Annotated in this window: 11 protein-coding genes; 4 read left to right on the forward strand and 7 right to left on the reverse strand. The window is 71.1% G+C overall.

The genetic code is table 11. From position 1 onward, the window contains the following. Window positions 1-288: 288 nt before the first annotated feature. A complete protein-coding gene (locus ABZX61_RS57275; RefSeq protein WP_355209487.1) occupies window positions 289-528 on the forward strand; it encodes a hypothetical protein in 240 nt (79 codons plus the stop codon). A 146-nt stretch (window positions 529-674) separates the two neighbouring features. Here the strand turns inward: ABZX61_RS57275 and ABZX61_RS57280 are convergent, their stop codons facing one another. Both ABZX61_RS57280 and ABZX61_RS57285 read right to left on the reverse strand, forming a co-directional pair. Further along, window positions 675-1,205 (reverse strand): YbhB/YbcL family Raf kinase inhibitor-like protein, encoded by a 531-nt coding sequence (locus tag ABZX61_RS57280; protein ID WP_355209490.1) that lies wholly within the window; start codon window positions 1,203-1,205, stop codon window positions 675-677. A 64-nt stretch (window positions 1,206-1,269) separates the two neighbouring features. Further along, window positions 1,270-3,270 (reverse strand): AAA family ATPase, encoded by a 2,001-nt coding sequence (locus tag ABZX61_RS57285; RefSeq protein WP_355209493.1) that lies wholly within the window; start codon window positions 3,268-3,270, stop codon window positions 1,270-1,272. A 488-nt stretch (window positions 3,271-3,758) separates the two neighbouring features. Here ABZX61_RS57285 and ABZX61_RS57290 point away from each other — a divergent pair, with 488 nt between their 5' ends. Beyond that, window positions 3,759-4,094, forward strand: coding sequence for a hypothetical protein (locus ABZX61_RS57290; protein ID WP_350738530.1), 336 nt, complete (start codon window positions 3,759-3,761; stop codon window positions 4,092-4,094). Window positions 4,095-4,311: 217 nt separating this feature from the next. On the opposite strand, the gene ABZX61_RS57295 is transcribed toward ABZX61_RS57290, so the two are convergent. The 3 genes from ABZX61_RS57295 to ABZX61_RS57305 form a co-directional block, all read right to left on the reverse strand. Continuing rightward, window positions 4,312-5,958 carry a DNA repair helicase XPB gene (locus ABZX61_RS57295; protein ID WP_355209496.1) on the reverse strand — a complete coding sequence of 549 codons (1,647 nt, stop codon included), beginning with the start codon at window positions 5,956-5,958 and terminating at the stop codon, window positions 4,312-4,314. A 136-nt stretch (window positions 5,959-6,094) separates the two neighbouring features. Further along, window positions 6,095-6,445, reverse strand: a complete 351-nt coding sequence (locus ABZX61_RS57300; RefSeq protein ID WP_355209499.1) for a hypothetical protein — start codon at window positions 6,443-6,445, stop codon at window positions 6,095-6,097. A 93-nt stretch (window positions 6,446-6,538) separates the two neighbouring features. Continuing rightward, window positions 6,539-8,017: an AMP-binding protein gene (locus ABZX61_RS57305; RefSeq protein ID WP_355209502.1), complete on the reverse strand. Its 1,479-nt coding sequence runs from the start codon at window positions 8,015-8,017 to the stop codon at window positions 6,539-6,541. A gap of 352 nt (window positions 8,018-8,369) precedes the next feature. Here ABZX61_RS57305 and ABZX61_RS57310 point away from each other — a divergent pair, with 352 nt between their 5' ends. Continuing rightward, the gene (locus tag ABZX61_RS57310) at window positions 8,370-9,797 is read left to right on the forward strand and encodes a hypothetical protein (protein WP_355209505.1); all 1,428 of its coding nucleotides are present in this window, start codon (window positions 8,370-8,372) and stop codon (window positions 9,795-9,797) included. 158 nt (window positions 9,798-9,955) lie between these two features. Here ABZX61_RS57310 and ABZX61_RS57315 read toward each other — a convergent pair whose 3' ends face one another. Further along, on the reverse strand, window positions 9,956-12,307 hold the full coding sequence (locus tag ABZX61_RS57315; protein WP_355209508.1) for a helicase-associated domain-containing protein: 2,352 nt from the start codon (window positions 12,305-12,307) through the stop codon (window positions 9,956-9,958). A gap of 45 nt (window positions 12,308-12,352) precedes the next feature. Here ABZX61_RS57315 and ABZX61_RS57320 point away from each other — a divergent pair, with 45 nt between their 5' ends. After that, window positions 12,353-13,192: a hypothetical protein gene (locus ABZX61_RS57320; RefSeq protein ID WP_355209511.1), complete on the forward strand. Its 840-nt coding sequence runs from the start codon at window positions 12,353-12,355 to the stop codon at window positions 13,190-13,192. On the opposite strand, the gene ABZX61_RS57325 is transcribed toward ABZX61_RS57320, so the two are convergent. Continuing rightward, window positions 13,185-13,802, reverse strand: a complete 618-nt coding sequence (locus ABZX61_RS57325; RefSeq protein WP_350738510.1) for a helix-turn-helix domain-containing protein — start codon at window positions 13,800-13,802, stop codon at window positions 13,185-13,187. The two genes, ABZX61_RS57320 and ABZX61_RS57325, sit on opposite strands and share 8 nt — an antisense overlap. Between the last annotated feature and the right edge of the window lie 13 nt (window positions 13,803-13,815).

Raw genomic sequence — 13,815 nt, forward strand, 5'->3', positions numbered from 1 at the left:
CGGCCAAGGTGACGCGCTCGGCGCTGCAGAACGCCGCTTCCATCGCGGCGCTCTTCCTCACCACCGAGGCCGTCATCGCCGAGAAGCCCGAGAAGAACGCTGCTGCTCCGGCCATGCCGGGCGGCGGCGACATGGACTTCTAGGTCTTTTCTTCGCTGTTCATAACAAGAGCGGCCCGGTTTTCCGGGTCGCTCTTGTTTTCGTTTATCAGCCATTACGTTTCATAATTGATCCGCTACTCCGAGTGAGGAAAGGTGGTGATCACACACCTCAACGAAGGAGTAGAGGATGCTTTCCCGCAGCAAGCGTATTTTCGGCATCGCCATTCTGAGCGCGGCCGCCGCGGCCGCCGTCGCCGTCCCTGCCCATGCGTCCAGCACCCCGGTCATCACCGGTGCGCTCATGAAGGTGGTGCAGGCGCCGCTCTGCCTGACCACGGGGACGCTGGCCGGCGACTCCAAGCTGGGAGTCCCGCTCGTCGAGGAGCTGCTGCCGCAGCTCGGGGCCTCTTGCGCAGTGTTCGCCTGACGCCTGCCGCGCTCTCGGTCTCTCGGACGCCCTGCCCTTCGCGGTGGGGCGTCTCCCTTTTCCGGCCCGCCCGTTACGGGTGGAGCGGCTCCCCTTTTCGCGCCTGCCGCACCGCCCTCGGGAGGGCGGTGCGGCCGTGGGCGCGGTCAGGTGCTGTAGGTCGGGACGACGTGGCCGCGGGCCAGGGTGTTGGCGGTGATGTTGAAGCCCACCACCGCCGGGCTGGCGTCGCTGTCCACGCCCAGCTTGTCGACCCCGAGGGCGTGCACCGTGAAGACGTAGCGGTGCGGGGTGCCGGGGGGCGGGGCCGCGCCGCCGTACTCCTTGGTGCCGTAGTCGTTGCGGGCGTGGACCGCCTCCGCGGGCAGGCCCTTGAGCTCCGGGCCGGTGCCCGCGCCCGCCGACAGCTCCGTCACCGAGGCCGGGAGGTCGAACAGCACCCAGTGCCAGAAGCCGCTGCCCGTGGGGGCGTCGGGGTCATAGCAGGTGACGGCGTAGCTGCGGGTCTCGGCGGGCGCGCCGGACCAGCGGAGGTGAGGCGACTGGTTACCGCCCTTCATGCCCCAGTCGTTGAAGACGTGGAGGTCGTTCAGCCGCTCGCCGTCCTGGATGTCGTCGCTCTCGACCACGAGCGCGGGAACCGACGGCAGGTGTTCATGTGGAAGCGGTGCTGGCACGGCATCCTCCTAGGTTGAGAGCTCCTTGCCCAGCCATCCTAGAAGCGGCCGTGCCCGCCGACGATCAGCCCGTCAGCTCGGCCGGCAGCGGCTTGTCGTGCAGGACCGTCAGGGACGTCACCGCACGGGTCAGCACCACGTACAGCCTGGCCAGGCCCCTGGGTTCGGCCGCGACGATGTCCGCGGGCTCCACGACGACGACGTGGTCGTACTCCAGACCCTTGGCCAGGGTCGCGGGCACGATCAGGAGGCGGTGCTCCTCGTCCGAGTCGGGGCCGAGCACGGCGTGGGAGAGGCCGGTCAGCGCGCGGGAGACGTCGGCGACCAGGGCGTCCGGGGCGATGACGCCGATGGAGCCCTCCCTGGTGAGGACCTCCGCGGCGGCCTCCGCGATCGAGCCTCCGGGGCGTACCGCGAGCGAGCCGAGGCCGGGGCGCAGCGACCGCGGCGCGGCCAGGTCGGGGGCGATGGAGGGCAGCAGCCGGGCGGCGTAGTCGAGGACCTCCCGCGGCACGCGGAAGCCGAGCGTCAGCTCCGTCACCTCGCCTTCGCGCTGGCCCAGGTGCTGGAGTACCGACTCCCATGAGCTGGTCGACCACGGGGTCGTGCCCTGGGCCAGGTCGCCGAGGACGGTGGCCGAGCCGTTGCGGCAGCGGCGGCCGAGCGCTCTCAGCTGCATCTCGGAGAGGTCCTGGGCCTCGTCCACCACGAGGTGGCCCAGGGACGGGGTGCGCTCCATGAAGTCGCGCAGCTCGTCCAGGAGCGCGGCGTCCGCGGCGGACCATTTCGCGGACTTCCAGCTCCGGTACGGTTTCCGCCATATAAGCATTTCCTGCTCATCCGGCGACAAATCGGATTTAGCGGCCTTTGTCAGGAATTCTGGGTCGGAGAGGAGGCGATAAAGGACTTGCTCCGGCGTTAGTTTGGGCCAGACCGTATCGACGAGCTGTTTCACCGGTTTCGACCTGGCCACGGCGTCCTGCACCCGGTCGTCGGGCGATTCGCCGCGCTGCTCCATTCGTACGAGCACCATGTGGGCCAGCCGCTGCGCGAGTGCCGCCCGGCCGGGGTTGTATCGCGTGGTGCCGCGCAAGGAGGCCACGATCTCGCGTACCTCGTAGTCCGCCACCCGGTAGCGGTAGGCGCCCTTGGAGAAGACCACGCCGTCCTCGGGCTTGACGATGTGCAGCCAGAGCGCGCGTTCGAGCACCGCCGCCATCCTGGCGTCGCCCTTCAGCGCCGCCACCATCGGGTCCTCTTCTGCGGCGTACTCGCCGAGCAGCCCGCCCACCGTGGTCTGGTCGACCTTGACCTCGCCGAGCGCGGGGAGCACCGAGGAGATGTACGACAGGAAGGCGCGGTTCGGGCCGACGATCATCACACCGGCCCTGGCGAGCCGCTCGCGGTGGGTGTACAGGAGATACGCGGCCCGGTGCAGGCCCACGGCGGTCTTCCCGGTGCCGGGGGCACCCTGGACGCACACCGTCTGGGCCAGGGTGGATCGGACGATCTCGTCCTGGTCCGGCTGGATGGTGGCGACGATGTCACGCATCGGGCCGGTGCGCGGGCGCTCGATCTCGTCGGTGAGGATCTGCGACGGGCCGATCTCGCCGCCCTCGCCCAGCGGCTCGTCCTCGAACGCGGTCAGCGCGCCGCCGTGGTACCCGAAGCGGCGCCTCCGTACGACTCCCATGGGGTCGGCGGGGCTGGCCTGGTAGAACGCCTGGGACACCGGCGCGCGCCAGTCGATGACCAGGGGCTTGCTGCCGCCGTCGTGCACGTGGCGGCGGCCGACGTAGATCGTGCCGGGGAGGTCGTCGCCCGCCTGCCGGTCGAGGCGGCCGAAGAACAGCGGGGTGTCGGGGTGGTCGGCCAGCGCGGCGACGCGCTGGTCGAGGAGGGACTGGAGGATCTGCTGCGACACCCAGTCACCCGCCGCGTCCGCGGACAGCGACTGGGCGTGGGCGCGCATCGCCTTGAGCGCGGCCCTGGACTCGGCCAGGTGAGCTTGCTCGGAGGCCAGTACGTCGGAGGGTATGTCGGGGGCCAATTGGTGTCCGGGCATGCGAAAGCGCCTCCCTGGGTCGGAAACGAAGGTGGTAAGGCAGCGAATCGGCCAGTCTAATGGCGACGCGGGGCGGCCTCCAAAGCATTTACCCCTCCGGCCACCCACGCGCCGCGCCACCCACCGTCCTCGCCGTTCGCCCGCCGCTGCTCTCAGCCGCGCCAGCCACCGTCCTCGCCGTTCGCCTGCCGCTGCTCTCAGCCTCGGCGCCCAACCGGCGTCCTCTGCAGGGCTCCTCGGAGGGCAGGCACGGCGGCGGGTCGGGCGAGCGGTCATGAGGGTGATGGGCGGGGCGGATGGGCGTCGCGTCCGCTCGCCCGGCCCGGGTCCGGCGCGCGGCGGGGGAGGGCTGCTCGACTGGGCGAAACGACGTCGCGCTGGGCCGGGGAGTCCAAGCGTGGCGGTGGGGTGATGATCGGAAGGTGAGGGCGGCGGTGGGGTGATGATCGGGGCGAGTAGCGGTCTGCGGGGAGGGGTAGGGACAGGTGATGGCGCGGATTCAGCTGCGTTTTTCGCCGATCATTCCCACGATCGCCAGCTTCCTGCTCGCCGCCCTCTGGGCGTTGTCCGTCTTCGCGGGCTGGGGGTCGGAGGCGTTCTGCCAAGGCGGCGAGTCCGCTTCGACCTGCTCCCAACGTCTTGGTACGGTCTCCACGGTATCGGGGCTGTTCGCCGCGCTCGCCGCCTGCTGCACGGCGGCCGCCTGGCTCATCCCGTGGTCCAGGCAGGACCCGCGCACGTTCGGGCGGGTCATGGGCGCGGGAGTGGGCGCCTGGGTGGTCGCGGAGGGCGTGCTGTTCCTCGGCGGCCTGATGGCGCGGTAGGGCACTCCGCCGGCTCGAAGCTTCTCATCGGTAACAACCGGGAAATACCGAAAAATTCGGGCATATCAGGTGCGTTTGTCGGATCATGGGGGTATGTCGGAGGCGGCGTGATAGTACGCAGGTGAGGGGGGTGGTTCGATTGTCTTCGGCCCGCGGAGTTTCGTGGACGTGACAGCACGCTGAACATGCCTGGCCGCTCGTGACGAGCGGCCGGGCGTCACACCTCGCCGTGCACGTCGTCGGCGTCGATGATCTGGTACGCGTACCCCTGCTCGGCCAGGAACCGCTGCCGGTGCGCGGCGAACTCCTGGTCCACCGTGTCCCTGCTGACCACCGTGTAGAACCGGGCGCCCCCGCCGTCGGCCTTGGGCCGCAGCACCCGGCCGAGCCGCTGGGCCTCCTCCTGGCGTGAGCCGAACGTGCCCGACACCTGGATCGCGATCGCGGCCTCCGGCAGGTCGATGGAGAAGTTCGCCACCTTCGACACCACCAGCACCTGGATCTCCTTGTCGCGGAAGGCCTGGTAGAGCCGCTCCCGCTCCTTGACCCTGGTCTCGCCCTTGATGACCGGCGCGTTGAGGTGCTCGCCGAGCTCGTCGAGCTGGTCGATGTACTGGCCGATGACCAGCACCTGCTCGCCCAGGTGGCGGCGGACCAGCGCCTCGGTGACGTGGGTCTTGGACGGCGTGGTGGCGCAGAAGCGGTAGCGCTCCTCGGACTCGGCCATCGCGTACGCCAGCCGCTCCTCGTCCGTCAGCGTGACGCGCACCTCCACGCAGTCGGCGGGCGCGATCCAGCCCTGGTTCTCCATCTCCTTCCAGGGCGCGTCGTACCGCTTGGGACCGATCAGCGAGAACACGTCGCCCTCGCGCCCGTCCTCGCGCACCAGCGTCGCGGTCAGCCCCACGCGCCGGCGGGCCTGAAGGTCGGCGGTCATCCGGAAGATCGGCGCGGGCAGCAGGTGCACCTCGTCGTAGACGACCAGGCCCCAGTCGCGGGCGTCGAACAGCTCCAGGTGCGAGTAGACACCCTTCCGCCTGGTGGTCATCACCTGGTACGTGGCGATGGTGACCGGGCGGATCTCCTTCTTCGAGCCGGAGTATTCGCCGATCTCGTCCTCGGTCAGCGACGTGCGCTTGATCAGCTCGGTCTTCCACTGGTGGGCCGAGACCGTGTTCGTCACGAGGATGAGCGTGGTGGCCTGCGCGTGCGCCATGGCGGCCGCGCCGACGATGGTCTTGCCCGCGCCACATGGCAGCACGACCACGCCGGAGCCGCCGTGCCAGAACGCGTCCGCCGCCTCCTGCTGGTACGGCCGCAGCGCCCAGCCGTCCTGCAGCAGCTTGATCGGGTGGGCCTCGCCGTCCACGTAGCCGGCCAGGTCCTCCGCCGGCCAGCCCAGCTTGAGCAGGGCCTGCTTGACGTTGCCGCGGTCGCTGGGGTGGACGATGACCGAGTCGGGGCCGAGCCGCTCGCCCAGCATCGGCTGGATCTTCTTGGAGCGCAGCACCTCCTCCAGCACCGCCCGGTCGGTGGAGGTCAGGACCAGGCCGTTGACCGGGTCCTTCTCCAGCCGCAGCCGGCCGTACCTGGCCATGGTCTCGGCGATGTCCACGAGCAGGGCGTGCGGCACGGGGTAGCGGCTGAAACCGATCAGCGCGTCGATGACCTGCTCGGCGTCGTGTCCGGCGGCGCGGGCGTTCCACAGGGCCAGGGGGGTGACGCGGTAGGTGTGCACGTGTTCGGGAGCTCGCTCGAGCTCGGCGAACGGCGCGATCGCCTTACGGCAGTCGTTCGCTCGTTCGTGGTCGACCTCGAGCAGCAGTGTCTTGTCCGACTGGACGATCAGCGGTCCATCGCTCACTGGCTTTTCTCCGTGGGGTTCCGTACGGGGCCTCGCGCAACAGGACCATCGTCTCCCGATCCTGGCTCTCCCGCTCCGAGACTCCAACAACCCGCGCGCCCGGATTAGTCCTCGGACGGGCCAAGAGCCGCGGCCGTCAGTCGTCGAGATAGCCGGACAGGCCCAGGAAAAGGATGATGCCGGCGCTGAGCACGAAGCCGAGCCCGAACATGATCCAGCTCCAGATCACCATCGTGCGGGCGGTCTGCGGCTCCGTGCGGCCCTTGCTGAGTGCCAGGCCGGCCAGGATCGCGCCGGGCAGGCCGAGGAAGTTGCAGCAACCGACGAGCGCGAGGAGGTTGAGCACGAGGGAGACGATCGCGTTGGCGCTGGGCCCGTCGTCGCGCCGCGGCGGGGGATAACCGTAGCCATACGGCGGCGGGGGCTGCTCGCCGTAGGGGGCGCCATAAGGCTGGTACGGGTAGCCCGACGGATCTTCCTGGGTCATGTTCACCTCCAGACACGTCAACACTTATCACGGAAAGGAGGCACGCCTGACCGCGCTGTGAGATCCCACCATGGATCGCCAGGCCCAAGGCGGTCAGTCGAGGCGGGCCCGCAGCGCCTTGCGATCGAGCTTGAGCACGCTCGTCACCGGCACCGAGTCCACGAACCTCACCTCGCGCGGATACTTCACCCGCCCCACGCGCTCGCGGGCCCACTCGATCAGCTCCTCGGCCGTCACCGTCGCGTCCTGCCTGAGCTGGACGAACGCCACGACCTCCTCGCCGATCCGCGGCTCCGGGCGGCCCACGACGCCCGAGACCACCACGTCGGGGTGGCGGTTGAGGGCGTCCTCGACGTCGCGGGGGAACACGTTGAAGCCGCCCCGGATGATCAGGTCCTTCTTCCTGTCCACGACATAGAGGTAGCCGTCGTCGTCCACGCAGCCGATGTCGCCGGTGCGCAGCTCCCTTCCGATCAGCGCGGTCCCCTCGGGGTCGGGTTCGTGCTCGCCCCAGTAGCCGAGCATCAGCGCCTCGCCCGAGACGCAGATCTCGCCGACGTCCCCGGTCTCCAGCTCCTCGCCCTCGCCGTCGCGGATGGCGATCGTGTAGCCGGGCAGCGGGAGGCCGACGCTGCCGGCCCTGCGCCTGCCCGGCGGGTTGAACGTGGTGACCGCGCTCGTCTCGGTCAGTCCGTAACCCTCGAGGATCTGCACGCCCGGCACCCTGCGCTCGAACTCCTCCAGCACGTCCCTGCCGAGCGGCGCCGCGCCGCAGGTGAGGAAGGACAGGTCGGGCAGCGGGTGCGACTCCAGCGGCTCGGCGAGGAGCAGCTGGATCATGGAGGGTACGACGGTGCCGTACTGGACGTGCTGCTCGGCGGCCAGCGCGAGGAACGTCTTCGGCTCGAACCAGCGCATCAGCACCGCCTGCTGCGGCTCCGTCGCGTGCATCGAGGCGACCGAGATGATCAGCCCGTACGCGTGCGAGAGCGGCACCGGCACCAAAGCACGATTTTTCCCTTCTTGGTGGGACATGTCCCAGACGTCCTTGGCCACCCGCCAGAGGCCACCGTGGCTCAGCATGACGCCCTTGGCCCGGCCCGTGGTACCGCCGGTGTACATCAGAGCGGCCAGATCGCCGGGGTCCCTGGTCACCGGGCCGCGTTCGGGTGCCCGTTCCAGCTCAGCCGTGTCCACAAAAATCGGGATATCGACGGCGGTGGCCCGTACGGTCTCCACCAGTTCGGGCGAGGTGACGATCGCGGACGCGCCGCTGTCGAGCAGGATGTGCCGCAGCTCGTCGGCGCCCACCAGGAACACCGCCGGAGTGACCACCGCGCCCGCCGCCCACAGCGCCTGGTAGATCAGCGGTACTTCGGGGGAGTTCGCCATCATCACGACCACCCGGTCGCCGGGCCCGATCCCGCCCTCGGCGAACCCGCCGCACATCCGGCGCGCCCGCTCGGCGAGCGCGTGGCTGCGGTGCCAGACGCCCTCGTAGAACGTCGCGTCGTGATCGTCGAAGCGGCCCCAGGACTCCTCGGCCAACTGGCCCAGCGTTTGCTCGGTCACATGCCCAACCTGATGCGATCGTGGTCACGCCGTCAACCCTTGACTAGTCATGGTGGACGGGGCCCAGTTGACCGGTAAATGACAACATATCTCCCTCTATAGTCGTTCGTGTTTTCTTGTTGGCCTAGATCGTGTAATGGTGGAAGATCTAGGGGCCATGGGGCCTGCCGAGGCAAGGGAAGTCATGATCGACATGTCCGCGTCAAGTGGCCCCCGAACGCGAACGTCACGCGAAAGGCCAGGTCAGGGTGGCTTTGGTGACGCTCTGCGAGCTCTTCGTAGTAAAAGAAGAAACTTGTTAGGCGTAGTTATTTTCTGTAGAAAACTTTCCAGTCAACCCTGAGGTGAATTCGTGACCGAAACGCCTGAATCGGGCGAGATCGACCTCGATGACATAACGCTCGGCCAGAGCTTCTTAACGGTGTACGAGCACCTGCGGCCGCTCGCCGCGCCGGTCACCAGGGATCTGAAGCGACGGGACGCCGACGCGCTCCTGCGCTCCTATCTGGAGCCCGGCTGCTTCCCCGAGGCCGTACGCCGGCTCAGCGTCCGCCACCTGCTCGTCCTCGTGGGCGAGGAGGAGACGGGCAAACGACTGGGCGCCATCGCCCTGCTCTCCCGGATGTCCCTGGCCGAGAGCACGATCACCGTGCTGTCGCCCGCCGGCAGCGCCGCCGACCTGCTGTCCAGGACCGAGTACGAGCCGGGGCGGGCGTACCTGCTGCACGACTGGATCGCCGAGAGCACCGACAGGATCGAGCTGCTCAACCTGGCGCGCAAGCTGGCCGAGCTGGGCTCGTACCTGGTCATCACCAGGAACGGCGTCCCCTCCCAGGCGGCCGAGGTGGAGCAGCCGTGGGGCGTGCCGGAGCCGGGGGAGCTGTTCGACCTGTGCCTCAGGGCGTACGGACTGCGCGCGGGCCACAGCCCCGAGGAGCTCACCCGGGCCCGGGACCTGGCACTGACCCTGCCGACGCCGGCCGAGGTCGTGCGCCTGGCCGGACGGCTGGTGGGGGACGACGAGCCCTCGGGGGAGGACGTGGCGGCCTGGTTCGACACCAAGCCGCTGCTGCACGAGGTGCGGGAGGTGGCCGCGCTCGCGTTCCTGGATGGGGTGGGCGGGCCGGTGTTCGAGCGGCAGTTCGCCAGGCTTGAGAGGATCTGCCAGGCGCAGGAACGGCGGGTGCCGCGCGTGTCCCATCCGCTGGTCGCCCATGAGGAGGGCCGCGTCGTCTTCCGGGTGCCGCACCACCGCGGGCAGGTGCTCGCGGAGCTGGTCGGACGGTACGGGTTCTGGCTGTGGCAGCCGCTGCGCGAATGGGTGCGGTCGCTGGCCTGGGAGGGGGCCGACGTCCGGACGCGGGCCGCCGAGGGGGTGGCGTTGCTGGCGGCGTACTCGCTGAAGGACGCCCAGCTGGAGTTCCTGGATGTGTGGGCGCGGGGCGGGAACGCGGAGCGGCTGGCGGCGGGGGACGCGCTGTCGTACATGTGCGCCGACGACACGCTCGCCACCGAGGCGCTCAGGATCGCGCTCGCCTGGACGGCCGATCCCCTGGACCCGCGGGCCACGGCGGCGGTCGTGGCGCTGGGCGGCGGGCTGTCCGTGCGGTATCCGGCCGACGCGGTGCGGCGGTTGCGGCGGCTGGAATCCGGCGGCGGGCCCTCGGCGGGTGTGGCGGGACGGGCGTCGGCGCTGCTGGCCGAGCACGCGGGCCGGTGCCATGACGCCCGGGCCCGGACGGTCACCGCGCTGTCCGCGCCTCTCGCCACGGACGCCTGACCGCACCCCGATGACGCTCGCCGGGGCCGCGGGACCCCGGCGAGCCCCCGCACGCCGGAACCCCGCGCATCGAGACCTCAACGCTCCGGGACCCCCGTGCCGGGACCCCCGTGCCGGGACCCCCGCGCGCCGGGACTTCGGCGCGGCGGAGGCCGGGGTCAGAGGCCGGCGACGCCGGTGATGCGGTGGAGGGCGAAGCGGTGGACGGCGGCCCGGGTCTCGTCGTAGGCGGTCAGGTAGCCGCCCTCCATCCGAGCCGGCTCCAGGATGCGCGAGGTCGCGTTCCCCTGAGAGTCGAGGTACCCGATCCACACGCGTACCCCCTGCTTGATCGCCTCCTGCAGGGCCGAGATCGTGGCCGTCGCGGGCCCGCGCGGCACCTGCCCGCCCGGGGCGTCCACGGGCTCGCGCCGCGCCAGGTGCGCCGCGTCACCGGCCCGCAGCGCGCGCACGGCCGCCGTCGCCACCTCCGGGTCCAGGCCGTTGGGCGACGCCACGGCGCGGACCGGGGCCAGCCCCTCGGTACGGCGGCTGTCGAGCTGCGAGATGATCACGTCGCCGTCGAGCGACTCGGCGACGGGCGCGTACCCCATCGCACGCAGCGAGTCGACCAGCGCCGCCCTGGACGAGCGGGAGGCGATCACGGTGGGGGCCAGCCTGCGCAGCCGCAGCGCGGTGGAGCGCCGGTCGGCGGTGATCTGGTCGAGCAGCGCCGGGTCGTCGCAGCGGATGTACGCGCTGGCCGTGCCCACCCGGATGCGCCCGTGGCGCCTGGCCACGTCGGTCACCAGGTACGACAGCGCCTGCGGCACCGGCGTGGCCGAGTGGCGGGTCAACATCGACACCAGCTCCTCGCCCCCGTGCCCCGCGTCGAGCGCCCGCCGGATCGAGCTCTCGCTGAACCGGTAGACGGTGGCCCCGCCCTTCGACTCCACGTCGGCGGTGAGCGTCATCCAGCGGTTGAGCTCGCTCGTCAGCGGCCCCGGCGCGACGGCGGTGAGGTCGGCCTGGAGCAGCACGTGGTCGACGGGCTCGGGCAGCAGCGGCGCGAGCACCCCCGCGGGCTCGCCGCCTTCGAGCAGTGCCCGCCCGTGCGCCGACAGCGCGCCCAGACCCGTCACGCCGACCTGCTCGGCCTCCCGCAGCGCGAACTCGGTGAGCTGCTCGCGCAGCGGCCCCCGGCGGCGCGGCTGCTCCCAAGCCAGGCGTTCGAGGACCGAGTCGCGCGAAGGCGCGAGGCCGGGCGCGGCGGCGAGCACGCCCAGCGTGGCCGCCCTGACCCCGGGCGCGGAGGAGCGGCGCAGATCGGTGTGCAGGGCGTTGAACGGCCTGTCGCGCTCATCCCGGTCACCGACCAGGCCGGGTACGCGGTCCATGTGCAGCCAGGTGAGCGCGAGGGTGACCCACCGGTCGGCGGTCGCCCTGACCCGCCAGAGGTCGTAGCCGGAGGTCGGCAGCCACTCGCCGTCCACGCCGCCGCCCGCCGCGATCAGCCCGGCCGCGTGCGCCACCTCGATGACCAGCGCCGCCGCCCACTCGGGCAGGTCCAGCTCGCTCGTCGCGCGCTTGAGGTCGCGCACGCCCAGGCCGCCGGTACGCAGCACGCCGGGTGGCTCGACGCTCCACCGCTCGCACAGCTCCTCGACCGACCTGACGAACGCGAACGCCTGCCCGGCCGCCGTACGATCGGCCAGCTTCCGGTCGCGCGCCGTCCCTTCGAGCGGCGGCGGGAGGGCCAGCAGGCCGCGGTGCACCCGGCCGCCACGCAGGTAGAGGCCGACCTCGCGGGGGAGGGTCACGCTCTCCTCGCCGGTGGCCGCCAGCAGCCCTCTGGCCAGCAGCTCCTCGATGGGCGAACGGGCGGAGGCCACGCTCACCTCGCGCCTGGCGTTGGGCACGCGCCCGGTCGGCGGCCCCCAGGCGAGCTGGTCGAGCGCGCCCCTGGCCTCGGGTGAGACGGACCCGACCAGGGCGGCGGGCTCCGCCAGCGCGGCAGCCAGCCGTTCCTTGCCCGAGCCCTCGGTGCCCGGCGCGACCTCGTCGGCCATCTCGTCGAGCTGCTCGGGCGCGTGATGCCGGAACGCGTCGACCGCCTTCGGCCCGAGCCCGGCCGGGTCCTCGAGCACCTTGCGCACGCCGGGCCCCAGGTCGAGCGCGTCGTCGGGCCCGAAGACCAGCGCCAGCTCGAACAGCCGGTCCAGCGCGGCCGACAGCGCGGGCTCGGCGTCGCGCGCGCCGCTCTCCGCGTCATCGTCCGCCAGGGCCGCGGCCACGAGCTCGCGCAGCCGCTCCTTGGGCATCGGCCCGTCCCGTACGGCCAGCGTCTCGACGACGGCCAGCGTGAAACGGTCGAGCCGGTCGAGCACCCTGGCGATCGCCGACGGGCTGCCCGCCCGCGACGCCAGGCCTTCCAGATGCGCGGGCACCGGAGTGATCAGCTCGGGCCGCGCGGAGACGAGCGCCCGCAGCTGTTCGTCGGTGCGCCCCCTGATCCACTCCGTGAACTCCATCGTTGCCATGGTATGTCCCACCTGATTGGGGCAGCATTGCTTGACGTGATAGAGCGCGCGGACCAGCTCGTCCTGAACTACGTCTCCAAGGCGGCCGATGCCGCCCACGGCGTGCTCAGGGCCGACCAGCGGCTCGACTTCGCCAAGCGATTGCGCGCCAGGATCGAGGAGGAGCGGCACGGCAGCCAGAACGCGCGCGAGGTGTCGAAGGTGCTGGCCAGGTTCGGCGACCCGGTGGCGCTGGTGGAGCGCGAGGCACGCCGGCTCGTCGAGGCGGGCGTCCCCACCATGCGCACCCCCATGGGCTCCGCCGAGGAGGGTAAGCCGTCCGGGGACGAGAGCTCCACGCGGCGCTTCCCCACGATCGTGGACGACGCCGACGCGCCCCCTGGCGTCCAGACGTACCGGAGGATCGCCAGGGAGAGCCTCGGCAGGGGCCGGGGCCTGCCGTTCGCCGGGCTGCGCAGGATGGCCATGTCCAGCGCGAACCCCATGGCGACCGGCGGCAGGGACGCCAGGACCCTGGTCAAGGAGCATCCGCGCGACGCCGCCGCGATGGTCGTCCTCGTGGTGGCCGCGCTGCTGCTGCCGTTCGACCTGCCGCCGGTGGCGATCTTCGAGATCCCCGTGCTGGTGTGGGCGGCCGGGGCGGTGCTCGTGCTGTTCAGCGAGAGCTGGAGCCTGCGCGACAAGCTGCTCGGGATCGGGGCGCCGCTGCTCGGCTACTCGGCGGGCGGTGTGCTCGTCGGTGGCCTGCGGGTGGGGAGCGAGCCGGGGTTACAGGCGTTCTTCGCGCAGTTCTACAGCGTCAGCGGCACCATGTTCATGATCGGTACGGGGTTGGGCGTGGTGTGGCTGACCTACCGGCTGCTCGACGTCAGCTGACCGGCGCGGGGCTGGGCAGCAGGCCGACCGCCAGGCGCACCCACCCGGCGACGAACTGGTCCTTGTCCGCGTAGCCCGGCAGCTCGCCCACCGTCTCCTGGAACAGCCGGTAGTGCACCACGGAGCCGCCCAGCACCACGGAGATGCCGGCCCAGTCGACCTCGACGTCCTTGTACTCGGGCTGCGCCCTGAACCAGGTGACGATCGCGTCGAACATGGGCTGCAGCAGCCCTTCCCTGACCACGGCGACCAGCTCGGGGAACTGGCTCAGGTCGCGGAAGAACACCCGCGTCAGCTCGGACTCCTCGCGGACCTTGGCCAGCCCGGCGCGGCACAGGTGGGACAGGCGATCTTCGAGCGCCGCCGACGCCTCCATGCTGCTCAGCTCGGCCAGGCTCTCCGCCACCTGGCTCCTGGTGCGGGTGGCGTGCTCGTTGATCGCCGCGGCGAGCACTTCGTACTTGGACTTGAAGTGCCGGTAGAGCCCGCCGGCTCCGGGCGAGAGCCCTGAGGCGGCCTCGATCTCCGCCACGGAGGTGGCGGAGTAGCCCCGCTCCGCGAACAGCCGCAGGGCCTCATCGATGATCCGCGCACGGGTCGATCTGGTCATATCTATCCTGTTA

The sequence above is a fragment of the Nonomuraea sp. NPDC003709 genome, assembly GCF_040610775.1.
Lineage (GTDB): Bacteria > Actinomycetota > Actinomycetes > Streptosporangiales > Streptosporangiaceae > Nonomuraea > Nonomuraea angiospora_A.